Annotated in this window: 21 protein-coding genes; 7 read left to right on the forward strand and 14 right to left on the reverse strand. The window is 65.0% G+C overall.

What is annotated here, in order from left to right; genetic code table 11:
- The first annotated feature begins 173 nt into the window (after positions 1 to 173).
- A complete protein-coding gene (locus QA639_RS26340; protein ID WP_283087649.1) occupies positions 174 to 1,397 on the forward strand; it encodes a serine hydrolase domain-containing protein in 1,224 nt (407 codons plus the stop codon).
- A 166-nt stretch (positions 1,398 to 1,563) separates the two neighbouring features.
- Here the strand turns inward: QA639_RS26340 and QA639_RS26345 are convergent, their stop codons facing one another.
- Positions 1,564 to 2,331 carry an SDR family NAD(P)-dependent oxidoreductase gene (locus QA639_RS26345; RefSeq protein ID WP_283087650.1) on the reverse strand — a complete coding sequence of 256 codons (768 nt, stop codon included), beginning with the start codon at positions 2,329 to 2,331 and terminating at the stop codon, positions 1,564 to 1,566.
- 76 nt (positions 2,332 to 2,407) lie between these two features.
- Positions 2,408 to 3,115 carry a histidine phosphatase family protein gene (locus QA639_RS26350; protein WP_283087651.1) on the reverse strand — a complete coding sequence of 236 codons (708 nt, stop codon included), beginning with the start codon at positions 3,113 to 3,115 and terminating at the stop codon, positions 2,408 to 2,410.
- Between the two features lie 139 nt (positions 3,116 to 3,254).
- Between QA639_RS26350 and QA639_RS26355 the strand changes: the two genes are divergently transcribed.
- A complete protein-coding gene (locus tag QA639_RS26355; RefSeq protein ID WP_157348449.1) occupies positions 3,255 to 4,040 on the forward strand; it encodes an SDR family NAD(P)-dependent oxidoreductase in 786 nt (261 codons plus the stop codon).
- 667 nt (positions 4,041 to 4,707) lie between these two features.
- Positions 4,708 to 5,877 carry an acetylornithine deacetylase gene (argE, locus tag QA639_RS26360; protein WP_157348448.1) on the forward strand — a complete coding sequence of 390 codons (1,170 nt, stop codon included), beginning with the start codon at positions 4,708 to 4,710 and terminating at the stop codon, positions 5,875 to 5,877.
- A 112-nt stretch (positions 5,878 to 5,989) separates the two neighbouring features.
- On the opposite strand, the gene QA639_RS26365 is transcribed toward argE, so the two are convergent.
- From QA639_RS26365 to QA639_RS26375, 3 genes are all read right to left on the reverse strand, one after another.
- Positions 5,990 to 6,904, reverse strand: coding sequence for a DMT family transporter (locus tag QA639_RS26365; RefSeq protein WP_050384825.1), 915 nt, complete (start codon positions 6,902 to 6,904; stop codon positions 5,990 to 5,992).
- Positions 6,905 to 7,276: 372 nt separating this feature from the next.
- Complete coding sequence (locus QA639_RS26370) at positions 7,277 to 8,335, reverse strand: phosphotransferase family protein (RefSeq protein ID WP_050384824.1); 1,059 nt, start codon at positions 8,333 to 8,335, stop codon at positions 7,277 to 7,279.
- 135 nt (positions 8,336 to 8,470) lie between these two features.
- The gene (locus QA639_RS26375) at positions 8,471 to 9,703 is read right to left on the reverse strand and encodes an acyl-CoA dehydrogenase family protein (RefSeq protein WP_028335435.1); all 1,233 of its coding nucleotides are present in this window, start codon (positions 9,701 to 9,703) and stop codon (positions 8,471 to 8,473) included.
- Positions 9,704 to 10,018: 315 nt separating this feature from the next.
- Between QA639_RS26375 and QA639_RS26380 the strand changes: the two genes are divergently transcribed.
- Positions 10,019 to 10,708, forward strand: coding sequence for a TetR/AcrR family transcriptional regulator (locus tag QA639_RS26380; protein ID WP_157348447.1), 690 nt, complete (start codon positions 10,019 to 10,021; stop codon positions 10,706 to 10,708).
- 29 nt (positions 10,709 to 10,737) lie between these two features.
- Here the strand turns inward: QA639_RS26380 and QA639_RS26385 are convergent, their stop codons facing one another.
- Both QA639_RS26385 and QA639_RS26390 read right to left on the reverse strand, forming a co-directional pair.
- Positions 10,738 to 11,133: a Rid family hydrolase gene (locus tag QA639_RS26385; protein ID WP_028335433.1), complete on the reverse strand. Its 396-nt coding sequence runs from the start codon at positions 11,131 to 11,133 to the stop codon at positions 10,738 to 10,740.
- 247 nt (positions 11,134 to 11,380) lie between these two features.
- Entirely contained in the window at positions 11,381 to 12,607 is a 1,227-nt protein-coding gene (locus QA639_RS26390) for a CaiB/BaiF CoA transferase family protein (RefSeq protein WP_028335432.1), read from the reverse strand.
- 274 nt (positions 12,608 to 12,881) lie between these two features.
- On the opposite strand from QA639_RS26390, the gene QA639_RS26395 reads away from it, so the two are divergent.
- Positions 12,882 to 13,130, forward strand: a complete 249-nt coding sequence (locus tag QA639_RS26395) for a hypothetical protein (protein WP_028335431.1) — start codon at positions 12,882 to 12,884, stop codon at positions 13,128 to 13,130.
- Between the two features lie 82 nt (positions 13,131 to 13,212).
- Here QA639_RS26395 and QA639_RS26400 read toward each other — a convergent pair whose 3' ends face one another.
- Genes QA639_RS26400 through nirB form a run of 3 tightly spaced genes read right to left on the reverse strand, consistent with a single transcriptional unit; the run spans position 13,213 to position 18,672 of the window.
- Positions 13,213 to 15,876 carry a nitrate reductase gene (locus QA639_RS26400; protein WP_283087652.1) on the reverse strand — a complete coding sequence of 888 codons (2,664 nt, stop codon included), beginning with the start codon at positions 15,874 to 15,876 and terminating at the stop codon, positions 13,213 to 13,215.
- 10 nt (positions 15,877 to 15,886) lie between these two features.
- Complete coding sequence (gene nirD, locus QA639_RS26405) at positions 15,887 to 16,216, reverse strand: nitrite reductase small subunit NirD (RefSeq protein WP_028335429.1); 330 nt, start codon at positions 16,214 to 16,216, stop codon at positions 15,887 to 15,889.
- Positions 16,213 to 18,672: a nitrite reductase large subunit NirB gene (nirB, locus tag QA639_RS26410; RefSeq protein ID WP_028335428.1), complete on the reverse strand. Its 2,460-nt coding sequence runs from the start codon at positions 18,670 to 18,672 to the stop codon at positions 16,213 to 16,215. Before nirB ends, nirD begins: the two co-directional genes overlap by 4 nt.
- A gap of 636 nt (positions 18,673 to 19,308) precedes the next feature.
- On the opposite strand from nirB, the gene QA639_RS26415 reads away from it, so the two are divergent.
- Both QA639_RS26415 and QA639_RS26420 read left to right on the forward strand, forming a co-directional pair.
- Entirely contained in the window at positions 19,309 to 20,568 is a 1,260-nt protein-coding gene (locus tag QA639_RS26415; protein WP_028335426.1) for an MFS transporter, read from the forward strand.
- Between the two features lie 63 nt (positions 20,569 to 20,631).
- Entirely contained in the window at positions 20,632 to 22,305 is a 1,674-nt protein-coding gene (locus QA639_RS26420; RefSeq protein ID WP_028335425.1) for a bifunctional protein-serine/threonine kinase/phosphatase, read from the forward strand.
- Between the two features lie 92 nt (positions 22,306 to 22,397).
- Here QA639_RS26420 and QA639_RS26425 read toward each other — a convergent pair whose 3' ends face one another.
- The 4 genes from QA639_RS26425 to QA639_RS26440 form a co-directional block, all read right to left on the reverse strand.
- The gene (locus QA639_RS26425; protein WP_063709654.1) at positions 22,398 to 23,024 is read right to left on the reverse strand and encodes a hypothetical protein; all 627 of its coding nucleotides are present in this window, start codon (positions 23,022 to 23,024) and stop codon (positions 22,398 to 22,400) included.
- A complete protein-coding gene (locus tag QA639_RS26430) occupies positions 23,021 to 23,515 on the reverse strand; it encodes a c-type cytochrome (RefSeq protein ID WP_035631104.1) in 495 nt (164 codons plus the stop codon). Before QA639_RS26430 ends, QA639_RS26425 begins: the two co-directional genes overlap by 4 nt.
- A gap of 122 nt (positions 23,516 to 23,637) precedes the next feature.
- Positions 23,638 to 25,410 carry a PQQ-dependent dehydrogenase, methanol/ethanol family gene (locus tag QA639_RS26435; RefSeq protein ID WP_129965109.1) on the reverse strand — a complete coding sequence of 591 codons (1,773 nt, stop codon included), beginning with the start codon at positions 25,408 to 25,410 and terminating at the stop codon, positions 23,638 to 23,640.
- Positions 25,411 to 25,545: 135 nt separating this feature from the next.
- Positions 25,546 to 26,016, reverse strand: coding sequence for a copper chaperone PCu(A)C (locus QA639_RS26440; protein WP_307720401.1), 471 nt, complete (start codon positions 26,014 to 26,016; stop codon positions 25,546 to 25,548).
- Positions 26,017 to 26,094 lie beyond the last annotated feature (78 nt).

The raw sequence follows: 26,094 nt of genomic DNA on the forward strand, positions 1-26,094 counted from the left end.
ACCAGCGTCGCCGCCGGTTCGCGCCGTTTCAAGCACAGGGCATGGCCGGTTTGCAAGGGCGAAGCGGTGAAGCTTCTGTTCATTGCAAAACTTCTGCGCCAGACTTCGGCGATCACCCCAAGATCACGCCGTGTCGGCACCTCGCCGCAAGAATCAAGAACCAGGGAGAGACCATGAACGCCCAAACCGCCACCAAGCACGCCGCCAACCCGACCACCCCCTCCCTCCCCCTCGCCAAGCCCGAATCGATCGGACTATCGAGTGCGCGGCTGCAGGCGATGTCCGACACCTTCCGCCGCGAGGTCGACAAGGGAACCGTGCCCGGCGTGACGGTGCTGGTGGCGCGGCGCGGCCAGATCGGCTGGTTCGACGCGATCGGCCGGCAAAGCCCGACCGCCTCGGCGCCGATGGCCCATGACACGATCTTCCGCATCTTCTCGATGACCAAGCCGATCGTCTCGATCGGCATCATGCAGCTGCTGGAGGACGGCCACTTCCTGCTCAACGACGCCGTCGCGAAATTCATTCCCGAATTCGCCGAGACCAAGGTCGGCGTCGAGAACAACGGCAAGCTCGAGCTGGTACCCGTGCAGCGGCAGATGACGATCCAGGACCTGCTCCGCCACACGTCTGGACTTACTTATGACCACACCGGCAACGGCCCGGTGCAGCAGCTCTACCAGCAGTCGCGGCTGCGCAGCCGAAAGATCACCAATGCCGAGCACGCCACCATGCTCGCCGGCATGCCGCTGGTCTGCCAGCCCGGCGCCGAGTGGAACTACAGCCGGTCCACCGACATCCTCGGCCGCATCATCGAGGTCGTCAGCGGCAAGACGCTCGGCGCGTTCCTCACTGAGCGCATCCTCTCGCCGCTGCAGATGACCGAGACCGCCTTCCACACCGGGGAAGCCAATGCCGGCCGCCTCGCCGAGGCGTTTGCCAACGATCCCTGGACCAACGAGAAGGTGCAGCTGTTCAACATGCTGGAGAAGCCGGCGATGGAATCCGGCGGCGGCGGACTGGTTTCGACCACGATGGACTATGCCCGCTTCGCGCAGATGCTGCTGAACGGCGGCTCGCTCGACGGCACCAGGATCATCGGCCGCAAGACGCTCGAATTCATGGCCTCCGATCACCTCGGCGCCGGCGTGAAGATCCAGGGCACGCTGGTGTCGCCCGGCCACAGTTTCGGCCTCGGCTTCGCCGTGCGCATGCAGCAGGGCATCGCGCCGTTCTCCGGCTCGGTCGGCCAGTACTTCTGGAGCGGCATGGCCGGCACGTTCTTCTGGATCGATCCGAGCGAAGACCTGATCGCGGTCTTCATGATGCAGGGCCCGGGCCAGCGCGAATATACCCGCTCGCTGGTGCGCAACGGCGTGTACGCGGCGGTGGAGTAATCGCCGCGCTCCCCTCGTCCTCAACACTGTCATGCCCCGCGCATGCGGGGCATCCGTACGCCGCGGCAGTCGTGATGAATCGAGAGGCCTCGGCGTACTGGATCACCCGCTTTCGCGGGTGATGACACCTTGAGTGCGTGGCGCGCTTTGCGCACCAACGAAGGCGTCAGCTGATCGTCGCGCCGCCGTCGATCACGATGGTCTGGCCGGTCATGAAGTCGCCGGCGCGCGAGCCCATCATCACGGCGGCGCCCGCGATCTCGTCCGGCACGCCGATCCGCAGCAGCGGCGAGCGCCCGGTCGAGGCCTTCAGATTGTCCGGATTGTCCCACAGCGCCTTCGCAAAGTCGGTCTTGATCAGGCCGGGCGCGATGCAGTTCACGCGGATATTGTGCTTGCCGTATTCGCAGGCGAGGTTGCGCGCGAGCTGCATGTCGGCGGCCTTGGAGATCGCGTAGGCGCCGAGGATGGTCGAGCCCTTCAGGCCGCCGATCGAGGACACGATGATGATCGAGCCGTCCTTGCGCTCGATCATCTGCGGCACCACCATCGAGATCAGCCAGTTGTTGGCGACGATGTTGTTGTCGAGGATCTTGCGGAACTGATCGTCGGAGATGCCGGCGAGCGGACCGTAGTAAGGATTGGACGCCGCGTTGCAGACCAGTACGTCGATCTTGCCGAAGGCGCGGTTGCTCTCGTCGACCAGGTTCTGCAGGTTTTCCTTCGACGAGATGTTGGCCGCGATCGCAACCGCGGTGCCCTTGCCGTAGCTGTCGTTGATCTCCTTCGCCACCTGCTCGCAGACGTCAGCCTTGCGCGAGGAGATCACGACCTTGGCGCCGTGCTCGGCCATGCGCTCGGCGATCGCGCGTCCGATGCCGCGCGTCGAGCCGGTGATGACGGCGACTTTTCCCTTCATGTCGAACAAGGTCATGTTTCTCTCCCTGATGTTACGGTGTTTGAATTCTGCGGTGAGCTTAAGCAGCGTCGTGGGGTTGCGATAGCAGCAATCACGCAAGCTTGCTCGCCGGCCTGACTTCAGGCCCGGATGGCTGATGCATCGCGGCGTGGCGCGGATCGGCAATCCACGGCTGCTGGTTCACCATCGGCAAGCGCCAGGTCGACAGGCCTGCGCTCGCGATGTGATCAAGTCGCGTCACCGAGACATTATCGATATCGAACGACAGCCCCCTGTCCGGCTGGCCGCCGAGCGCCAGCCCGACCGCGGCCTTGATCACGCCGCCATGGCCGACGGCGATGATATTCCTGCCCGCTTCCGCGGCGGTGATCCGCACAATGGTGCGGCAGACGCGGGTGTAGAGATCCATGTAGCTCTCGCCGCCGGGCGCGGGATCGTTGACGTCGGCGAACCAGGCCGTACCCGGCGGACGACTGGCGAGAAACGCGGCGCGGTTCATACCCTGCCATTGACCGAGATGCTGCTCGGCGAAGTCGCGTTCCTGCGTCATGCTTTCCGGCTTTGGAAACCCGGCAGCCCAGATCGCGTCCGCGGTCTTGTGCGTGCGCTTCAAATTGCTCGAATACCAGACGGCGTTGCGCGGCAGCATCTTGGCGACCGCCTCGAACACCTCGACATCGCCGGTATCGCAGTCGATATCCTCTTGTCCGTAGATGTTGCCGCCGTCGCTGCGCACCGGCGCGTGGCGAACCCACCACCACCGCGTCACCGTCACGTCAGGTTTGTCTGGATTGGACATCGGATGAGCCCTTCAATAGTGTCCCGTCTCGCTGTACGTCACGCCGCACATCGTCTCAAGTGCTTCGGACGTTTGAAATTTTGTTTGAATTCCGTCGCGCGGCAGAGGCGCCGCGGATCACGTGAACAGGGAGAAAATCATGGGCCGCCTCGAAGGCAAATCCGTCATCATCACCGGCGCTGGCAGCGGCATCGGCCGCGCCGCCTCGCTGCTGTTCACCAGAGAAGGCGCCAAGCTGATCGCGGTCGATCGAACCGAGGGCGTGAACGAGACCGCCAAGCTGGTGCGCGATGCCGGCGGCACCGTCGAGGCCGTCACCGCCGATGCCGGCTCGGAGAGCGACGTGAAGGCCTTCATCGAGAAGGCGGTTTCGAAGTACGGCAAGCTCGATGCGATCTGGGCCAATGCCGGTGTCAGCGGCGGCCTCGTCCCGCTCGCCGACCAGACCGTCGAACACTGGCAGGAAGTGCTGCGCGTCAATTTGATCGGCCCGTTCCTCGCGATCAAGCATTCGATCCCGCACATGACCAGGCAGGGCTTTGGCTCGATCGTCTGCACCGCTTCCGTCGCGGGCCTGAAGTCGGGTGCCAGCGGACATCCCTACGGCGCGAGCAAGGCCGGCGTCATCAGCCTGGTGCAGACCACCGCCTACTCGCTCTCCGGCACCGGCGTGCGCATCAATGCGGTGTGCCCGGGCCTGATCGAAACCGGCATGACCAAGCCGGTGTTCGATCGCGCCAAGGAGCGCGGCACCCAGGACAAGATCGGCCAGCTCAATCCGCTCAAGCGCGCCGGCCAGCCGCACGAGCTCGCCGCGATGGGATTGTTCCTGGCAAGCGATGATGCGTCCTACGTCAACGGCCAGGCCATCCCGGTCGACGGCGGCCTCACCGCATCGATGCCGTATACGGGCAAGCCGATCTAGCGAGGCCGTCTCCGTTCGCTGGGCCGGTGAAGTCCGAATGGCGCGGTGACGCGGCCACATCCACCACTGTCGTCCCTGCGAAAGCAGGGACCCATACTCCGCAGCCGGAGTTGTGAGCGGGACTCGTCGTTCCGACGTCGCGCAACAAGCAGCATTGGTGGTTATGGGTCCCGGCCTTCGCCGGGACGACGGCAGTGGATGGTCTCCGATTCATGATGACAAATGCGCGGTGTCATCACCCGCGCACGCGCGGGTGATCCAGTATTCCAGAGACGTCTGTGCTTGAGCCGAGAGGCCGCGACGTACTGGATCGCCCGGTCCGAGCCGGGCGGATGACAGCCGAGAATGGGGATACAGTTTCGCATTCTCGCGACATGAATCGCCCGAGTCTTGAATCGCCCAAGTCTTGCCTTTCGTTCCGCCCTAGGTCCGCGCAACGCGCGCGACCCGATGATAAGCTCCACGAAACCCATCATCTCGCCGCGCGGATATATTCGATGGGTTTCGCTTCGCTCTCCCCATCCTACAGGCCTGGACCTGCAATAACCGCCGGCAACGGTCCGAATATTGCTTGGCCTTGGCAGGCCAACCAGCTGCTATACTTCGCTGGCAGGATCGCCCGTACACGCGTAGTTCCTCGCACAATCCCCTCGCAAACGAACAGGCAATGCAAAATCAACGTTCCGACCGCATCCGCAAGCTATTGGCCGACCTCGTCGTCTTCGACACCGTCAGCGACCGCAGCAATCTGCCCCTGATCGACTACATCGAGCGCTACCTCGCCTCGCTTGGCCTCACGGGGCAACGCATCGTCGATGAAACCGGGCAGAAATCCTCGTTGTGGGTCACGATCGGCCCCGAGGACAAGGCCGGGCTGGTGCTGTCGGGGCATACCGATGTCGTGCCGGTTGTGGGACAGGACTGGAGCCACAACCCGTTCGAGCTCGTCGAGCGCGATCGCCGGCTGTACGGCCGCGGCACCACCGACATGAAAGGCTTTGTCGCCGTCTGCCTCGCGATGGTTCCCGAGATGCTCGCGGCCGATCTGAAGACGCCGATCAATCTTGCCATCTCCTATGACGAGGAAATCGGTTGCGTCGGCGTGCGTCCGATGCTGCGCGAGGTCGCGCGCAAGCCGATCAGGCCACTCGGCTGTTTCGTCGGCGAGCCGACCCAGATGCAGGTGATCATCGGGCACAAAGGCAAGCACGGCGTGCGCGCTACCTTCCGCGGGCTCGCCCGCCACTCCTCGATCACGCCCGACGGCGTCAACGCCATCGAATATGCCGCCGACCTCATCACCGAGATCCGCCGCCGCGCCGCGTTGCTGGCCGCGGATGCCGAACAAGGCAGCCTCTACGATGTCCCGCACTCGACCCTGCTCACCAGCATCGTGCACGGCGGCGCCGCGCTGAACATCGTGCCCGACAGTTGCGTGGTGGAATTCGAATGCCGCGGCATCGGTATCACCGAGTCGAGAGAGGTGACGGACGCGATCATCGCCTGGGCGAAGGCCGAGATCGAGCCTGACATGCGCAAGCGGCACCCGGAATGCGGCATCGACTTCGAGGAGATCCTCGATTATCCCGCACTCGACACCGCCGCCGACGCCGCCATCGTCACGCTCGCCAAGCAATTTGCTGGCCGCAACGACCACGCCAAGGTCGCCTTCGGCACCGAGGCCAGCCTGTTCGTCAGCATGGCGGACGTGCCGTCCGTCGTGGTCGGCCCCGGCTCGATCGCACAGGCGCATACGCCGGACGAGTTCGTCGAGATGTCGCAGCTCGAGGCTTGCGGCGCATTCGTCGCACGGCTGATCGCACATTGTGCGAAGTGATTCGCAAATGATTGCGTAGGATGGGTAGAGCGAAGCGAAACCCATCACCTCGTATCAGCGGCGTCATGATGGGTATCGCTGCGCTCCACCCATCCTACGGATCACGGATGCCTCACAGCCCATCCGGCGGCAGGCCCGGTCCGGTCGCGGCGGGACGGAGCTTGTCGCGCTTGCGCTCGCGGTAGAAGGCATAGAGGCCGGAAGCGACGATGATCGCGGCACCCGCGAGCATTGGACCGTCGGGCTTGTGGCCGAAGGCGAGATAGCCCGTCAGCATCGCCCACGGCAGCGCGGTGTAGCGGAACGGCGCCACCGCCGAGATGTCGCCGGTTCGCAGTGACACGATGATGCACTGATAACCGATCAGGATCAGGACCGCGGCCAATGTGAGCAGGCCGAGCGCATTGCCGGACGGCGCCCGCCAGCCGCCGAGCGGGACAAGGACGACAGCACCTGCCGTCGTCACGGTCACGGTGGTGAGCAGCGTGATGAACACCGTCGGCAGATGCTTCGGGATGCGGCGGGTCGCGAGATCGCGCACCGCGCAGAACCCGACCGACGCCAGCGCCAGCAGCGCAGCCTGGCTGAAACCTTCCGCGCCGGGCCGAACGATGACGAGCACGCCGATGAAGCCGGCGGCGATCGCAAGCCATCGCCGCCAGCCGACCGGCTCGCCGAACACCAGCGCCGCGCCCAGCGTGATGACCAGCGGCAGCGCCTGGAAGATCGCCGAGGCGTTGGCGAGCGGGATTTGCGCGATCGCGGAGAGATAGGTCAGCGTGCCGCCGATCTCGCCAAGGACGCGCAGCCCGACCGGCCAGATCAGCAGCACGCTGAAACTGCGCAGCGCGTCACGGTACCAGGCGAGCGCCGCGACCAGCACCATCGCAACCAGGCCGCGCACCAGCAGGATCTCGCCGATGTTGAGCTCCGCCGACACCGCCTTGGTGATGGTGTCGTTGACCGTGAAGCTGGCCATGGCCGCAGCCATGAACAGGCTGCCGCGAAGATTCGAGGAGAGGGTCAAAATGAAAATGTCCGATCAGGACCAGGGCGGGCGTTGACCGGACTGACTTGCCAAAGCGGCAGCGCGAACTCAAGTCACAGATGGCTACAATGCGGAAACATGCCGCACCTTGCAGCAGTGGCGCGAACTTTTGGAATCGCGATCGGCCTAGTGCTCCCTCGCCCCGCTCTTGCGGGGGCCGAGACGAGCGAAGGCCGCTCTTCGGGGATTTCGGTGAGGGGCTCTCTCCGCAAGCGATGTGCGTGGATAGTCCGGTACCCCCTCACCCGGATCGCATTTCGCTTCGCTGCATGCGGTCCGACCTCTCCCCGCAAGCGGGGCGAGGTAGAAAGAGAAGCGGCGCGAACCCTGTGGGACCGCGCCGCATTCGGATCAGGTAGCGCCGGCCTTCTGCGCGTATTCCCATGACGCCTGCGACAGCGGCACGGTGCGCTTGGCCGACTCGAGGGCCTTGGCATTCGCCGCGGTGCCGTCGCGGACCCGGCCCGCGATGCCCTGCGTGATGCCCGCAAGGCGGAACAGATTGTAGGAGAAATACCAGTTCAGGTCGGGCACCGGGATGCCGGTCACGTCGCAGTAGATCTGCGCCGCCTCATCCTGGCTCGGAATGTTCAGTGCCTTGAGGTCGGCATTGACGAGGCCCGGCATGGTCCACTGCATCAAGAGGTAGGTGAAGTCGGCCATGGGATCGCCGAGCGTCGACAGTTCCCAGTCGAGCACCGCCTGCACCCGCGGCTCGGTGGCGTGGAAGATCATGTTGTCGAGGCGATAGTCGCCATGAACGATCGAGACGCGCTTCTGCTCCGGAACGGTTTTCGGCAGCCACTCGGCGAGCTTCTCGAATTCGGGAATGTGCTGGGTTTCGGAGGCACGGTACTGCTTGGTCCAGCGATCGACCTGCCGCGCAAAATAATTGCCGGGCTTGCCGAAGTCGCCGAGACCGATCGTCTCGGGATTGAACAGATGAAGCTTGGCCAGCGTCTCGATCTTGCTGGCGAAGATCTTGCGCCGCGCGTCGGGCTCCTGGCTCGGCAGCGTCGGATCCCAGAACACCCGCCCCTCCTCCATCGACATGATGTAGAAGGCCGAGCCGATCACCGCGTCGTCGGTGCACAGCGCGTAGGCTTTCGCGACCGGGAAATTCTGCTTGCCAAGCGCCGCGATCACGCGGAACTCGCGATCGACCGCATGCGCCGACGGCAACAATTTACCGAACGGCTTGCGCCGCATCACGTAGTTGCGGCCGGGGGTCTCCAGCTTGTAGGTCGGGTTGGACTGGCCACCCTTGAACTGCAGGACCGTGAGCGGGCCCCGATAGCCTTCGACGTGTTCCCTCATCCAGGCGTCGAGACTGGCCTCGTTGATACGATGGCGCTCCTCGACTTCCCTTGTGCCGGAAAATTCTTCGTCTTTCCTGACGCCGTCCGCCACGATGACGCTCCCTCAACTCGATTTTTCAAGGAGCGCGTCGGGGCGCTCCCTCAATCAGGCTGGCACGCCAGCCTGATCTCTCTTTTTCATTCTGAGCACGATGTGCGCGCGAACGCCATGCGTTCCGCATCATGCTCAGTGCGACGTGTTTGCATACTTCCGAAGTTCAAGTCTGGCAATGGCGCGATTGTGCACCTCGTCCGGACCGTCGGCGAGACGGAGCGTGCGGATGTGGGCATAGGCGCGAGCCAGCCCGGCGTCGTCGGAGACGCCGCCGCCGCCAAAGGCCTGAATCGCCTGGTCGATGATCTTGAGCGCCATGTTGGGCGCCGCGACCTTGATCATCGCGATCTCGGCCTGCGCGGTCTTGTTGCCGACCTTGTCCATCATGTCGGCGGCCTTGAGGCAGAGCAGACGGTTCATCTCGATGTCGGTGCGGGCATCGCCGATGCGCTGCTCCCAGACCGAATGCTCGATGATCTTCTTGCCGAACGCGGTGCGCGAGGCGAGCCGCTTCACCATCTTCTCCAGCGCCTCCTCGGCCTGGCCGACGGTGCGCATGCAGTGATGGATACGGCCCGGACCGAGCCGGCCCTGCGCGATCTCGAAGCCGCGGCCCTCGCCGAGCAGGATGTTTTCCTTCGGCACGCGCACATTCTCGAGCAGCACCTGGGCGTGGCCGTGCGGCGCATCGTCGAAACCGAACACCGGCAGCATCTTCTCGACCTTGATGCCGGGGGTGTCGAGCGGCACCAGGATCTGCGACTGCTGCTGATGCTTGGCGGCGTTGAAGTCGGTCTTGCCCATCAGGATCGCGATCTTGCAGCGGGGATCGCCGACGCCCGACGACCACCATTTGCGGCCGTTGATGACGTAGTGATCGCCATCCTTCTCGATGCGGGTCTCGATGTTGGTGGCGTCGGACGAAGCAACCGCAGGCTCGGTCATCAGGAAGGCGGAGCGGATCTCGCCGTCCATCAGCGGGCGCAGCCATTTGCGCTTCTGCTCCTTGGTGCCGTAGCGGATGAACACTTCCATGTTGCCGGTATCGGGGGCGGAGCAGTTGAACACTTCGGACGCCCAGGAGATGCGACCCATCTCTTCCGACAGCAGCGCGTATTCGAGATTGGTCAATCCCGCGCCATGGAATTCGTCGTCCTCATGTGAGGACGGCGGCATGAACATGTTCCAGAGGCCTTCGGCCTTCGCCTTCTTCTTCAGATCCTCGAGGATCGGAATCACCTTCCAGCGCGGGCCCTCGGCGTCCTGCTTCTCGTAGATCGGCACGGCCGGGCGGACATGCGTTTTCATGAAGGCCTGAACGCGCTCCAGCCACTCCTTCTGCTTGGGCGACATCGTGAAATCCATGGGACGCTCCTCGTTTCCTAGACTTGGGCCGCTGACCTGGGCCGTAGCCATTTGTCGACATTGTTGACCCCGCCCCCGCGGCTCGCAAGGGCGTTCGCGGAAGGGCGGCGGTGGTGTGCCGGAAGACCGCCCGCGATCAGCGGATTGACATTTCCGGCTCTTCAAACGATAGTTTCATACAAATGTTTGAAATGCAACCTCGCGTTCGTCATTCCGGGGTAGCCCGCAGGGCTGAACCCGGAATCCGGAAATTGTGGAGCGAGATTCCGGGTTCGATGCTGCGCATCGCCCCGGAATGACCGGAGGCTCTCAGCCATGGCCAGCGACCAGACCCGATCCGCCATTCTCGCCGCCGCCGAGCGGCTCTATGCCGACCGCGGCTTCGGCGACGTCACGCTGCGCGACATCGTCGCGGAGGCGAACGTCAACCTCGCGGCGGTGAACTATCATTTCGGCTCCAAGGACGAATTGATCGCGGAGCTGTTCGTCACCCGCAGCATCCAGACCAACCGCGAGCGCCTCAACGAACTGCGGGCGGCGGAGGAAAAAGGCGGCGGCCGCGCCTCGATCGAGGACATCATGCGCGCCCTTGTCGGCCCCACCTTGCGCGGCTGCCTCGGGCCGGATCGCGAGGGCTCGACCGCGGCGCGCTTCATGATCCGCGCCTCGATCGAATCCGTGCCGCCGATCCGCCGCATCAAGAATCGCGAGGTCGATCACTTGCGCAAGTTCGCCGCCGCGATGCGCCGCGCGATGCCGGCCAGCAGCGACACCGAGCTCTATTGGGGCCTGCACTTCGCACTCGCGATGGCGCACCACACCATCCGCGAGAAGGAACGCCTGCTGCGGCTGTCGGAAGGCAAATGCGACCTCGACGACGTCCGCGCCATCATCGACCGCGTGGTCACGGTCTCGGTAATGGCACTGACGATGGGCGACGTGCCGAGCAAGCCGGCGCCGCGAACGGTCGCGATGCACGGGCGGCTGACGCGGCAGGATCTCTGAAGCGAGGATGCCGCTACGGCGCCCTGCCCCTAGACCATCGCGATGCAGTCGATCTCGACGTCGAACGGCCCGGTCCATTCCGGGATGCAGACGAAGATCCGCGCCGGCGGCTGGTGCGGGAAGTACCTTGCATAGACTGCGTTGAAGGTTGTGAAGTGCTTTGCCGAGGTGCAGAACACGTTGCACTTCATCACATTGTCGAGCGTGGCACCCGCAGCCTCGAGGCATTGCTTGAGCTGCTCCATCACCAGCTCGCTCTGCCGCTCGATCGACGCGCCGGCGGCGATCTCGCCGGTTGCGGGATCGAACGGTGGCAGGCCGGAGACGAACACCATGTTGCCGGCGCGCGTGACCGCCGATGCCGGCGCCTTCCAGCGTTCCAGCCAGTTCGAGATCGGCTCGACGCGGACCACTTCGCGTTTCATGATTGGCACCTTCGATGAGGGATCGATGGCGCCAATCTAACAGGCGGATGTCAATGATGGTTCGACATCGGCCGAAGTGTTTCTGCGGAATGACGACCCTGGTCCCGTCACCCTGAGGAGCGCGCCCTTGCGCGCGTCTCGAAGGGTCGACGGCCACCAGCGGGGCTGTTCATCCTTCGAGGCTCGCAAGAGCTCGCACCTCAGGATGACGGAGAAACTCCACCGCCCGCGGCCTCGAAGTCAGCGCCTACAGAATCCCCTGCGCCTTCAGTCCCTCGACCTTGGCGTCGTCATAGCCGATGGTCGCCAGGACTTCCTTGGTGTCGGCGCCGAGCAGCGGGGGGGCGCGGTATTCGGTGATCGGCGTGCCCGAGAAGGTCAGCGCGTTGCGGATCAGCGACAGGTTGGGCTCGAAGGGATGGTCGACCTTGACCCGCATGCCGCGCGACTGCACGTGCGGATCGCTGAAGACCTGCTCGAAATTGTTGATCGGGCCCGACGGCACGCCGGCCTCCTCGAGCTTCTCCAGCCAGTAGGCCACCGGGTGCTTCAGGAACAGCCCGGCGAAGATCGCCATGATCTCCTTGCCGTGCACGACGCGGTCGTTGTTCTTGACGAAGCGCTTGTCGTTGGCGAGCTCGGGCTCGCCGAGCACGGCGCATGTGCGCTGGAACTGGCCGTCATTGCCGACCACCAGCATCAGCTCGCCGTCGGTGCAGCGGAACACGCCGGCCGGCATGCCGCCATTGCCCCAGGTGCCGCGGCGTGGCGGGGTCTTGCCATTGACGAGGTAGATCTGCAGCCAGTGCGACAGCGACGCGATCACGGTGTCGAACAGGCAGACGTCGATATGCTGCCCTTCCCCGTTGTTGGCGTCGCGATGGTAGAGCGCCGAGAGGATGCCGATCGAGGTGTTCATGCCGGTCATGTAGTCGACGATCGAGGGGCCGACCTTCATCGGGCCCTCGCCGGGCTCGCCGTCGATATGGCCGGTGACGCTCATCAGGCCGCCCATCGCCTGCAGAATCGCGTCATAGCCGGCGCGCGGCGCGTAAGGTCCGGTCTGGCCGAAACCCGTCACCGAGCAATAGATGATGCCGGGGTTGAGCTGCTTGATGGTCTCGTAGTCGAGGCCGTAACGCTTGAGGTCGCCGACCTTGTAGTTCTCCATCATCACGTCCGCGGTCTTGGCGAGCTCGCGGATGATCGCCTGCCCTTCCGGCTTGGCAATGTTGACGGTGACCGACTTCTTGTTGCGGTTGGCGCAGAGGTAGAACGAGTTGTTGTTGTTCTGCTTGCCTTCGGGATCGGCGAGATAGGGCGGGCCGAAGGCGCGGGCGTCGTCGCCGCCGCCGGGCCGTTCGATCTTGATCACCTCGGCGCCGAGATCCGCCAGCATCTGGGCCGACAGCGGGCCCGCGAGCACCCGCGTCAGGTCGAGAATCTTGATGCCCGAGAGTGGCAGAGCCGACATGAACCTTCCTCCAAATCTTGCGATATCTTGATTATTCGGCGCCCGACCGCTGCCCGGGCGCGCTCAAGCCTGCCGATACACCATTTTGGTGTGGCGAGCACTGCATTGTCGGCATGAAGCCATCCCCGGACGGCCTATGTGCGACGCACCGGGGGGGCAGCCCCGGGGAACCGGCTGCGAGAATCGGGCGATTGCCGCCACGCGAAATTGTGAAGATGGCCGACACCGATTTGCCGCAGCGTCAGCGGTATTTTGCCGCGACGGGGAGGAAACCATGCGGACGATCACGACGGTCGGGCTGCTGCTGACGCTGTTTGCGGCCGCAATGCCGCCGGTGGACGCGCGCGGCGGCCGCGGCCATGGCGGCGGGCACAGTCACGGCATGCACGCGGGCGGCGCCGATAGCGCCGGCGGATTTGCTGAGGACAGACGCCGCGGCAACGATGCCTATACCAAGGCAGCCTCGGATGAGGAGGACCGCCTGCTCAACAGCAAGCTGAAGAGCATCTGCCGCGGCTGCTAGAGCATGATCCGGAAAAGTGCGAAGCGGTTTTCCGAGAAGATCATGCTCAAAGAGGCCTCGGATACCGAGCGGATCAAGCGGCTCAGGACGCGATCGCCTGCCGCGGCTGTGCGGTGGCGCCGATCAGCTTGCCGATCTCGGGCTTGCAGCCGCCGCAATTGGTGCCGGCCTTGAGGCAGCGGCCGATCGCATCGACGCTGTCGGCGCCCTTCCTGATCTCGGCGGTGATCTGGTGCCGTCCGATGCTGAAGCAGGAGCAGACGATCGGGCCGACATCCTCGCCCGCGCCGAACGGCCGTCCGGCGAGCAGCGACATCCGCGCATTGGCCGACAATTGCTGCTCGGCGAACAGCCCGGTCAGCCAGGCCCGCGACGGCAGCGTGTGATCGGGCGCGATGAACACGCAGCCCTCGAGCCGGCCGTCGCGCACCGCCGCGTAGCGGAAGCGTCCCGCCGCCGGATCGCGATAGGCGAGCCATTCGATCTCGACACCTTCGAGGCCGAGCTGTGCCCTCGCCCAGTCGCGCCAGCTCTCCGGGCGAGTGTCGAGCGCGAGCTCCAGCCGCGTGCAATCGCCGGCCTTGCCGTAAACCCAATAGCCGCTTGCCGGACGCCTGATCGCGTCACGGCTCAGGATGAAGGCGTGCCATTTCGGCGCGTAAGGATCGGCCTTGACCGGCGTGTGCTTGGACTCAGGCTGGCCGGACAGCGGATCCGTCGCCGGATTGACCAGCGCGTTGACGCGTCCCTCGCCGGCGAACTCCGCGTTCCAGTGCATCGGCACGAACACGCAGCCGCGGCGCTGGTCGGCGCTGACCACGACGCGCGCGATCATCTCGCCCCAGCTGCTGGTCAGCCGCACCAGACCCTCGTTTTGCAGCCCGGCCTGTCGCGCATCCTCGGGGTGAAACTCGGCATAGGGCTCGAAAACATGCGCCATCAATCGTCCGGTTTTGCCGGTCCGGGTCATGGTGTGCCACTGATCGCGCACGCGGCCGGTGTTGAGCACCAGCGGATAGTCACGGCTGGTCGCATTGCGCGCCGCGCGCGGCGCCACCGGCACGAAGCGCGCCTTGCGGTCCGGCGTAAAGAATTGCTGGCTCTCGAACATCCGCGGCGTGCCGGCCGGATAGTCTGATGTCACCGGCCACTGCACCGGCGCCAGCGCGTCATAAGCGCCGTCGTCGAGCGCCGCCAGCGCCGAGATATCGAAATCGCGCCGGCCGCTATTCTCGAAGCCCGACAGTTCGGCGTGCTCGCGGAACACTTCGGCGACCGAAGCGTAGTCGAAGCCCGAATATCCCATCCGACCGGCGACGTCGCAGATGATGCGCCAGTCGGCGCGCGCCTCGCCCGGCGCCGCGAGAAACGGCCGCTGCCGCGAGATCCGGCGCTCGGAATTGGTGACGGTGCCATCCTTCTCGCCCCACGCCAGCGCCGGCAGCAGCACGTCGGCATGGCGCGTGGTGTCGGTGTCGCGCATGCAATCCGTCACCACGACGAGCTCGCAGGCGTCGAGTGCGGCGCGGGCGCGATCGGCATCCGGCAAGCTCACCACCGGATTGGTCGAGATGATCCACACCGCCTTGATGCGGCCGTCGGCGATCGCGTCGAACATGTCGACCGCTTTCAGCCCGGCCTTCTCCGCGATCACTGGCGCACGCCAGAACCGCTGCACCAGCTCGCGGTGCGCGGGATTCTCGATCTCCATATGCGCGGCGAGCTGGTTGGCGAGCCCGCCGACCTCGCGGCCGCCCATCGCGTTGGGCTGGCCGGTCAGCGAGAACGGACCCATGCCGGGACGGCCGATGCGCCCGGTCAACAGATGACAATTGATGATGGCGTTGACCTTGTCGACGCCGCTCGACGACTGGTTGATGCCTTGCGAATACAGCGTGACGACGCGCTCGGTGCGCGTGAACCAGTCGAAGAACAGCCCGACCGCGCCTTCGGTCAGGCCGCAGGTCGCCGCGGTCTGCGCCACGGTCTGGCCGCCGATTTGCTTGAGCGCGTCGACGATCCCCGTCGTGCAATTGCCGACAAAGCCGCGGTCGACCGCGTTGCTGCCGGCGAGGAAGGCGAACAGCCCGTTGAACAGCACGGAGTCGCTGCCCGAGCGCAGCGGCAGATGCAGATCGGCGCCTTCGCAGGTCGCGGTGCGGCGCGGATCGATCACCACGATCTTGCAGGCCGGGTTCTTCTCCTTCGCCGCCAGCATGCGCTGGTGCAGGATCGGATGGCACCAGGCGGCGTTGGAGCCTACCAGCACGAGCAAGTCCGCCTGCTCGAGATCCTCATAGCAGCCCGGCACGGTGTCGCTGCCGAAGGCGCGCTTGTGCCCGGCGACGCTGGAGGCCATGCACAGCCGCGAATTGGTGTCGATATTGGCGGTGCCGACGAAGCCCTTGGCGAGCTTGTTGATGACGTAATAGTCCTCAGTCAGCAGCTGGCCGGAAACATAGAACGCGACCGCGTCGGGCCCGTGCTCGCGTATGATCCTGCTAAAGCCATCGGCGACGCGACCGAGCGCATCGTCCCACGCCGCCGGCGCGCCGTCGACAACAGGCTCAAGCAGGCGTCCGTCGAGATCGATGGTCTCAGCGAGCGCCGAGCCCTTGCTGCAGAGCCGGCCGAGATTGGCCGGATGGTGCCTGTCGCCCTCGACGGTGACGGCACCCGCCGCGTCCTTCGACGCGATGACGCCACAGCCGACACCGCAATAGGGACACGTGGTCTTGACGGACATGCCCGGCCGCTCAGCTCACCGCAGCCGCCTGCCGCACCGACAGCCAGACAACGCCGTTCTCGACCTTGGCCGGATGGGTATGGGTGCAGCCTTCGTCGGGCGCGACCGCCTGCCCGCTCGCCAGCTCGATGACGAAATTATGCAGCGGACAGGTCACGCGCTTGTTGTGCACGATGCCCTGCGACAGCGGCCCGCCCTTATGCGGGCAGCGGTCGTCGAGCGCGAACACCTCGTCGCTCTCGGTGCGGAACACCGCGATGTTGCCGCCCGGCGTGCGCACCACGCGCGAGCCGAGCCGCGGAATGTCGGTCAATGCGCCGATTTCGATCCACTGGGTCATGCGAGCTCCAATTCGGCGAGAGGCGCGAACTCGTTGCGGTCGACGCCGCGGCTGGCACGCTCGGCCCACGGATCGGTCTGCGCGAACTGCTGCGAATAGGCAAAGCGGGCGAACAGCGCCTTGCGGTTCGCAACGTCATCGACCACCCGCTTCCTGATCTGCTCGAGACCGACGCGGTCGCACCATTTGTACATGCGCTCGAGATACCAGCCCTCCTCGCGGTAGAGCTGGGTCAGCGCCACGATCACCTCGAGGCATTCGTCCTCGGTCTCGACCTTGGTCAGGAACTCGGTGCCCTTGATGTGCAAGCCGGCGGCGCCGGCGAAATGGATCTCGTAACCGGAGTCGACGCAGACCACGCCGACGTCCTTGCAGGTCGCCTCCGCGCAGTTGCGCGGGCAGCCGGAGACGCCGAGCTTGACCTTGGCCGGCGTCCACGAACCCCACATGAACTTCTCGAGCTTGACGCCGAGGCCGGTGGAATCCTGGGTGCCAAAGCGACACCATTCGGAGCCGACGCAGGTCTTCACCGTGCGCAAGCCCTTGGCGTAGGCGTGGCCCGACACCATGCCGGCGTCGTTGAGATCGGCCCATACCGCCGGCAGGTCCTCCTTCTTGACGCCGAGCAGGTCGATGCGCTGGCCGCCGGTGACCTTCACCGTCGGGATGTTGAACTTCTCGGCGACGTCGGCGATCGCGCGCAGCTCGCTCGGCGTCGTGACGCCGCCCCACATCCGCGGCACGACCGAATAGGTGCCGTCCTTCTGGATGTTGGCGTGGACGCGCTCGTTGATGAAGCGCGACTGCTGGTCGTCGCGATATTCGCCGGGCCAGGTCGCAAGCAGATAGTAGTTCAACGCCGGACGGCAGGAGTGGCAGCCGTTCAGGGTCTTCCACTCCATGAAGCGCATGACCGCGGGAATGGTCTTGAGCTGCTGCTCGACGATCACGCGGCGAACGTCGTCGTGGCTGTGATCGGTGCATTTGCACAGCGGCTTGACCTTCGGCGCCGCCGAATAGTCGCCGCCGAGCGTGAACGCCAGGACCTGCTCGACGAGCCCGGTGCAGGAGCCGCAGGACGACGATGCCTTGGTATGGGCGCGGACGTCGTCGAGCGTGAACAGCTTCTTCTCGCTGATCGCCTTGACGATGGCACCCTTGCAGACGCCGTTGCAGCCGCAGATCTCGGTCTCGTCGCTCATCGCGGCAACCGAGCTCTGGCCGCTGACGCCGCCGTCGCCGAGATTGGCGGCGCCGAACACCAGGCGCTCGCGCATATGCGAGACGTCGGTGCCGTCACGCAGATGCTGGAAGTACCAGGGGCCGTCGATGGTGTCGCCATAGAGCACGGCGCCGACGATCTTCTTGTCCTTCAGGATGATGCGCTTGTAAACGCCGCGGTTGGCGTCCTGCAGCACGATCTCCTCCTTGTCCGGCCCCGGCGCGAAGTCGCCGGCCGAGAACAGGTCGATGCCGGTGACCTTCAGCTTGGTCGAGGTGACCGAACCGTCATAGGTGGCAAAGCCCTTCATCGCGAGGTGGTTGGCGCAGACCTTGGCCTGGTCGAACAGCGGCGCGACGAGACCGTAGGTCTGGCGGCGGTGCTGCACGCACTCGCCGACCGCGTAGATGCGGCCGTCATAGGTCTGCATGGTGTCGGAGACGACGATGCCGCGCTCGCAGTACAGCCCGGCCTTCTTGGCGAGCTCGAAATTCGGGCGGATGCCGACCGCCATCACCACGAGATCGGCCGGCAGCTCGGTGCCGTCGCCGAACCGCACGCCGGTGACGCGGTCCTCGCCCAGGATGGCCTGGGTCTGCGCCGGCATCTTGAACACCATGCCGCGCTCTTCCAGCGACTTGCGCAACAGGCCGCCGGCCACCGGATCGAGCTGACGCTCCATCAGCGTGTCGAGCAGATGCACGACCGTGACGCTCATGCCGCGCTTCATCAGCCCGTTGGCGGCTTCGAGGCCCAACAGGCCGCCGCCGATCACCACCGCGTTGCGATAGTCGGTCGAGGCCTTGATCATGCGATCGACGTCATAGATGTCGCGGAAGCCGATCACGCCCGGCAGGTCCTTGCCCGGCAGCGGCAGCATGATCGGGTTTGAGCCCGTCGCGATCAGCAGGCGGTCATAGGGCACCCGCTCGCCGGCTTCGGTGACGACTTCGCAGGTGCGGCGATCGATCATGGTGATCGTCTCGCCCTTGCGCAGCGTGATGTTGTTGTCCTCGTACCAGTCGACGGTGTTGAGCATGATGTCGTCGACGGTCTTCTCTCCGGCGAGCACCGGCGACAGCAGGATGCGGTTGTAATTGCCGTAGGGCTCGGAGCCGAACACCGTGATGTCGTAGAGATCGGGGGCGCGCTCCAGCAGCGCCTCGACCGTCCGGATGCCGGCCATCCCGTTGCCGATCACCACGAGCTTCTGCTTGGTCACTTTGTCGAGCATGGTCCGCCTTTCAATTCCGACGGCGCTGCGCAGCGACGCGGCGTGCGTCGTTGATGGGCACCGTTAAAGGTTTGGAGTTGTAGGAAGCCCAGCCGCGGGCGCAGACCGTCTTCGATGACGACCGATGTTCCGTTATTGATTGATATTCAAAACGCGTGCCAACTCGTAGCGGGCGAATCCGGCTGCAAAATCAAGAGGTTTCCAGCCGATCAAAATCCGTCGGTTCGCGCGCTGCGGCGACAGCCGGCCGAAATTTTAGCCACGCCGATGATCTCTTGTGCATCACAGCATCGCGGGCCGCGATGGCAATCGCGAAATCGCATTTGATGCGCGATCGCACGGACTTGGCGCATCGCACAAAAAAGCACCAGCGTGCGCGTTTGCGCGGCGGCACTTGCCGCAAGCCACGCCACGCGCGGAGGCGGAACGCTGTTCACGATTGCGCGGCAACGTCTTGCGACTGCACAGCAAAGCGACACGACCGGATCGATGGCACGGTAATTGCTGACCACAGCTGTTGACGGAGTGCGTCTCAACGACGAGCGCACTCACCATTCACCAACATTCCATTTGTCTGCGCCCGAGATGGCCGCGCTTTTGCGGCTGCCTCCGCCGCATCAACGCGAGATGCTTGCGATGAAGCTAGCCGAGTTCAAGAAGGCAGGTCACTGGCCGACACTGCTTGCCGCGTTCCTGTACTTCGACATCAGTTTCATGGCGTGGGTCGCGCTTGGACCGCTGATTGTCTACATCGCGCGAGACATGAATCTGGCCGTGAACGAGAAGTTCACCCTGGTTGCCATTCCCGTGCTCGCCGGCGCGCTGCTGCGCGTACCGATGGGCATTCTCGCCGACATCATCGGCGCCAAGCGCACCGGCATCATCGCCCAGCTCGTCGTGATCGCCGCGACTGCTGCAGTGTGGCACTTCGGGCTGACCAGCAAGCTCGCGATCGAGCTGTTCGGGCTTGCGCTCGGCGTCGGCGGCGCCTCGTTTGCCGTCGCCCTGCCCCAGGCGAGCCGCTGGTATCCGCCGCAATATCAGGGCGTGGTGATGGGCATCGCCGGTGCCGGCAATATGGGCGTCGTGCTCGACACGCTGCTTGCGCCGACCATTGCCGAGCATTGGGGCTGGCAGGCCGTGTTCGGCTGCCTGCTTATTCCGATGCTGATGGTGCTCGCCTATTACGCGTTCGCAGCCAAGGACGCGCCGGGCGAACGCAAGAAGGTCTCGCTGCAAGCCTACGGCGCACTGCTGAAGGATTCCGACAGCCGCTGGTTCATGTTCTTCTACTTCATCACCTTCGGCGGCTTCGTCGGCCTCGCCAACGCGCTGCCGCTCTATTTCACCGTGCAGTATCATGTCTCCGGCGTCGCGGCGGGCATGCTGGTCGCGCTGATCGTCGCGTTCGGCTCGGGATTCCGTCCCGTCGGCGGCATGATCGCCGACCGGATCGGCGGCATTCGTTCGCTGTCGATCCTGTTCGGTGTCGTGGTCGCCGCCTATCTCGTCATCGCCTTCATGCCGGAGGGCCCGACGGCGCCGACGCAGGCCGGCTGGGCGTTGACGGAATTGCCGCGCATTGCCTGGATCTCGGTGCTGCTGTTCTCGATCGGCGTGCTGGCGCTCGGCATGGGCAACGGCGCGGTGTTCCAGCTGATCCCGCTGCGCTTCCGTCACGAGATCGGCCTGATGACCGGGCTGGTCGGCTGCGCCGGCGGCGTCGGCGGCTTCTTCCTTGCCCAGACGCTCGGCGCCGCCAAGGGCATGACCGGCGGCTTCGGGGCCGGCTTTCTGTTCTTCGGCGGGCTGGCGTTGCTTGGCTTCATCGGACTTGCCATGGTCAAGGTCCGTTGGCGCACCACCTGGGGCGCGGTATCAGGAGCGCGCGTCTGAGGACTCCGCTCCGCAACGTGACGGGGCTCGGACGTGGCGAATGGTTCGCAACGGGACTTGGGGGTGCGCGTCGGCTTCGCCAGCGAGACCGGCAAGCGCGCCGCCAATGAGGACTATGTCGCGGCCAGCCTCGGCCAGCCGGGCGCGGTTCACCGCGACGTCGTGGCCGCGGTCGCCGACGGCGTGGGCGGCCACAAGGGCGGACGCGAGGCCGCGGAGGTCGCGGTCCGCAGCTTCATCGACGCCTATTATTCGTTGCCCGAGACGCTCGGCGTCCGCCGCCGCGCAGCGCGGGCGCTGGAAGCCGCCAACAGCTGGATCTACGGCCAGGGCCGCGTCGATGCCGCGCGCAGCGGCATGGCCTGCGCGTTCTCCTCGATCATCCTGTCACGGCGGCAATGCCATGTGATCCATATCGGCGACACCCGTGCCTATCGCCTGAGCGACGGTCGGCTGGAACGCCTGACGCAGGATCATATCGCCGGCCGCGGCGACCTCGCCCACATGCTGAGCCGCGCCATCGGTTTCGAGGAGTTCGCCCGCTTCGACTACACGTCCCTCGGGCTCCGGCAACATGATCGCCTGCTGATCTGCAGCGACGGGGTTCACGGTGCGCTCGGCGATTTGCGCCTCCAGCAATTGCTGGAGGAGCGCACGCCGCCCGACGAGTCAGCGCGCGGCATCGTCGATGCCGCCCTCGCGGCCGGCAGCAGCGACAACACGACCGCGCTGGTGCTCGACGTCGTCGACCTGCCGCCGGCGGATCGCGACGATCTTACGCACGCGATCGCGACGCTGCCGATCCTCGACTTGCCGGTGACCGGCGATACGATCGACGATTTCAGCCTCGGCGACGTCCTGTCCGACGGACGCTACAGCCGCCTGTTCAAGGCGACCGACAAGCGCGCCGGCCGCGAAGTGGTGCTGAAGTTTCCACATCCGCGGGTCGCGAGCGAAGGCTCCTACCGCCTCGCCTTCGTGCGCGAGGCCTGGGTCGCCGCGCGCGTGCGCAGCCTCTGGATCGGCGAGATCATCGAGGTGCCGGCGGAGCGGCAGACCAGGCTCTATTCGGCGATGCCGCTCTACGAGGGCGAAACGCTGGAGCAGCGGCTTGGCCGCGCGCCGCGGCTGTCGCTCACCGACGGCATCGCGATCGCGACCAAGCTGGTGCGCGCGGTCACCGCGCTGCACCGCGCCGGCATCATCCATCGCGACATCAAGCCCGACAACGTGATCCTGCTGAAGGACGGCGGGTTGCGCCTCGTCGATCTCGGCGTCGCGCGGGTGCCGCTGCTCGAGGATTTTCCCGCCGAGGACATTCCGGGCACCGCGAGCTACATGGCGCCCGAACTGTTCGGCGGCAAGGCCGGCGACGAGGCCTCCGACCTGTTCGCGCTCGGCGTCACGGTCTACCGCATGTTCACCGCGAACTATCCGTTCGGCGAGATCGAGCCGTTCTCGCGGCCGCGCTTCGGCAAGCCGGCGCCGCTGTCGCGCTACCGGCCGGATCTGCCGGCCTGGCTCGATGCGGTGATCGGCAAGGCGCTCAGCGTCGACCCGGCACAACGCTTCGGCGACGCCATCGAGTTCGCCCACGAACTGGAAAACGGCGCGACCTGGGCTGGGCCCGCCGTCACCACCCGCAAATCGCTGCACGACCGCGATCCCGTGACCTTCTGGAAGGTGCTGTGCGCGATCCTGGCCCTGATCATCGTGGTGCTGCTGGCGCGGCACTGAAGCAGGTGATCTTGCTTCGAGCCGCGAGCATCGCACTCCGCTTCACCTCGCCTCGCCTGCGGCGAGAGGTCGGAACGCATCGCTCATCACGCTCAAGACCCGGCACGACGAATCGTGATCCGGGTCTCGTCGGTCATGTCTTTGAGCTCCTTGTTCGGCTCGCGATAGAGATGACGCTCGATCTCGACCGTGCGGCCGTCGATCGTCTTGGTGCATTTCTCGTCGACAAATACGCCGCCGACCTCCTGCTTGTCGGCGCCCGGCTGTGCCTTCGAACAGGTCCAGCCGTCCTCGCCATAGCGCGATCTCGCCTGCAGGCCGAGCAGGAAGGCCTTCTTGCGCAGATAGAGCCGCGCCTTCGGATCGGTCTCGATCATCAGCGCCGCGATCTTGGCGTCCTTGTCGATCATGACGGTGAGGATCGCGGGATGGCCGCCGACCATGGTACCTTCCCGCCCGCTCTCGCGATCATACTCGAAGCGGATGCCGCGCAGCTGGTCCGGTCCGGCCTGGCAAGCCTGCCACTGCGCCCAGTCAGCCAATCTGTGGGTCTTCTCTCCGACGCAGGTCAGATTGATGTAGCCCGCGTCCGGAACGCTGCTGATCGCCATTCCGACGCTGATGTCGCGCAGGTCTCCCGCGGTCGCCATCGCCGGCACCGCTGCCGTGACGGTGACAGCGAAGACCAAGCCACGGATTGCCGATCCTTGCTTGCTCATGGCTTTGCCTTCTCGCTCTGGTCGGACGGCGCGGCGGCGTGGCCGGCCTCCTTGTAGATGTTGCAGACCCGCGAGCCATCGCCGAAGAACGCGATGCATTCATCGTAGGTCGGCTCGCCCTTGCCCTTGACGCGGGCGAGCACGTAGTCTGCGACGGCCTCGATCTCGTTCGGACGCAGGAACACATTCGCTTCGGGCGGCATGCGGTCCGCGACGTCCTGCCGGGTCATCTCGTAGCACTTCGTGGTGTCGTAGGAGCCGCGCACGAAGAACGGCATGCCGGTGCCCGGCCGCCCGCACGTCACGGTCTCGATGATCTGCTCGCGGGTCAGCTCGGTCTTGCGCAGCGACAGCGCGTCGCCGCCATAGCCGCCGCCGCCATTGCCATGCCATTTGTGGCACCCGACGCAATTGCCGCGCTTGAACACCGCCTTGCCCGCATCGGTCGGATCGCTCGCCGACTGAGCTTGCGCGGTACCGATAAATCCCATCACCAGCGCGCAGCCGAGCCACGCGCCAACCAGCCAATTTTTTTTCATTTGTCTTGTTTCTTGTCTTTCTCGGCCAAATCGACGCGGGAGGCCTCGGTGAGAGACCTCCCGCGCTTGCGACGTCAGAGGGCGAACACGTAGAGCATCGAGCCCGGCTGCATCCGCTTCAGCTCGGGCGTGGCATCGATGAACCACTTGTCCCAGGCTCCGCCGAGGCCGACCAGGATCGCGACGTACTGCTTGCCGTCCACCGAGAACGTCATCGGAGGCGCATTGACGCCGCCGCCGGTGTTGAACTGCCAGAGTTGCTGCAGCGATTTCGCGTCATAGGCGATCACCTCGCCGGACGGCTGTCCGGAGAACACGAGGTCGGGCGTTGCCAGGATGCCGCCGAGGTTCGGGAATTCGGTCTCCGCCTTCCCTGCCACCTTGCCGGTGGTGACGTCGATCGCGGTGACGCTGCCGGTGATCTTGACCGGCTGGCTCGGTCCGCCGCCGGTGAAGAACTCGCGCTTCTTCAACTTGTCCGGCGTCGTCTCCTCGACCGTGATCCGGTTGCAGCTCTCGATCACCGGGATGTACCAGAGCTTCAGGTTCGGATTATACGCGGTCGGCGGCCAGTTTTTGCCGCCCATGTTGCCGGGGCAGATGTCCGTCACCTTGTTGGTACGGCTTGGCGTCACCGCCGCGTTGTAGCGCTGCACGCCCTGCTTCGGATCATACTCCACCGGCTTGCCGGATTCGGGGTCGAGACCCTTGGTCCAGGTCACCTTCTTGACGAACGGCAGACCCCAGATGAACTTGCCGCTGTTGCGGTCGATCGCATAGGCAAAGCCGTTGCGGTCGGCCTCGAGCGCGAGCTTCTGCGTCGTGTTGTTCGGACCGGGGACGTCGACCAGCACGTTCTCCGCCACGCTGTCATAGTCGTAGGGATCGTTCGGCGTGTGCTGGTAGTGCCACTTGATCTTGCCGGTGTCGGCATCGAGACCAAGCGAGGAGTCGGTGTAGAGGTTGTCGCCGGGCCGATACTCGTTGTCCCAGTCCGGTCCGGGATTGCCGACGCCCCAGACGATGGTGTTGGTCGAGGGGTCGAAGCTGCCGGTTACCCAGGTCGATCCGCCGCCGCTCGCCTTGGCGTCCTTGTCGTCCTTCCAGGTCTCGTGACCGGCTTCGTCCTTGCCCGGGATGGTGTGGGTGCGCCACACTTCCTTCTGGCTCTTCAGGTCGGTCGCGGCGATCCAGCCGCGTATGCCGTATTCGGCGCCCGCCACGCCTGTAATCGCCATGTCTTTGACGATCAGCGGTGCGCCGGTGATCACCTCGCCCTTGTCGGGATCGGCGACCTGGCGCTGCCAGGCGACCTGTCCGGTCTCCTTGTTGGTTGCGATCAGGCGACCGTCGAGCGTGTGCGAGACGACGAGGTTGCCCCACAATGCAACGCCGCGGTTGTCGACGCCGCAGCAGGCGACCGCGCCGGCCCAGTCATGGTCGGTCTTCGGATCCATCTTCCAGAGCAGCACGCCTTTGCCGCCATGTGCATCGATCTTGTAGACCGAACCCCAGCCGTCGGTGACATACATGAAGCCGTTCTCGACGATCGGCGTCCCCTCCAGGCCGCCATGCGACCAGATTCCGCCGCCCTCGACGCCGCCGAGATGCATGGTCCAGGCGACCTTGAGGTTTTTGACGTTGTCCTTGTTGATATCGGCCAACGACGAGAAGCGCGTCGCCGAATAGTTCTTGTGGTGGTGCAGCCAGTTGCCTGCTTCCTTGTCAGCATTGAGCAGACGGTCCTGGCCGACATCGTCGGCGAGCGCGAAAGAGCCCGCGAAGGTCGCTGCGGATGCTACTGCCGCGGCGAGCATATGTGACTTTACCCAATTCAACCTTGTCATGAGTTCATTTCCTCCGGATCTAGCATTCTTCATTGATCGAACCGCCCGTCACACACGGGCGATCACGCGAGAAGCCTTGAGTCCCGGCGCATGGCTGTGCACCACCCGCCGTCTTCTTGAGTCACTTGTGTGAGGTCACTTCTGGACCTGTACCTCCGTCTCGATGGTGCCTGCTTTCTGAAAAACGATCGCGCATTTGAAGGTCTCGCCCGGCGTGAGCGCCTGACGCATCTGCAGCAGCATGACGTGATAACCGTCACGCTTCAGCTCGAGCATTGCCTTTGCCGGCACTGGTATATTGGATATCGAGCGCATCGCCGGTGCGCCCTCGCCGCGATCCACAGTATGACGCTCGGAAAAATTCGCAACCGGGCAGCGGACACGAAGCAGCGCATCGGCGCTGTCGGCCTCGTTCTTGATCGTCATCGTCAACGGAAGGTCCCCGCCCGCTTTGTCGACCGCCGGCACGCGCGCGTCCACAATCTGCAAGGACTCGTTCGCGGCGGCGTTATGCATCACTCCGAACGTGCTGATCAGGCAGAATAATGGCAACGCGATCCATGATCGGCACGCAACGGCGCAATGCAACTCCCGCTCGAACGACATCAAGTTCTCTCCCAACATGATTTTTGCAGCATTGTTTCACGCTTCGTCGTGCGCTTCCAGCAATAGATCGCGAACGCT

The organism is Bradyrhizobium pachyrhizi, from assembly GCF_029714545.1.
In the GTDB taxonomy this organism is placed as follows: Bacteria; Pseudomonadota; Alphaproteobacteria; order Rhizobiales; family Xanthobacteraceae; genus Bradyrhizobium; species Bradyrhizobium pachyrhizi.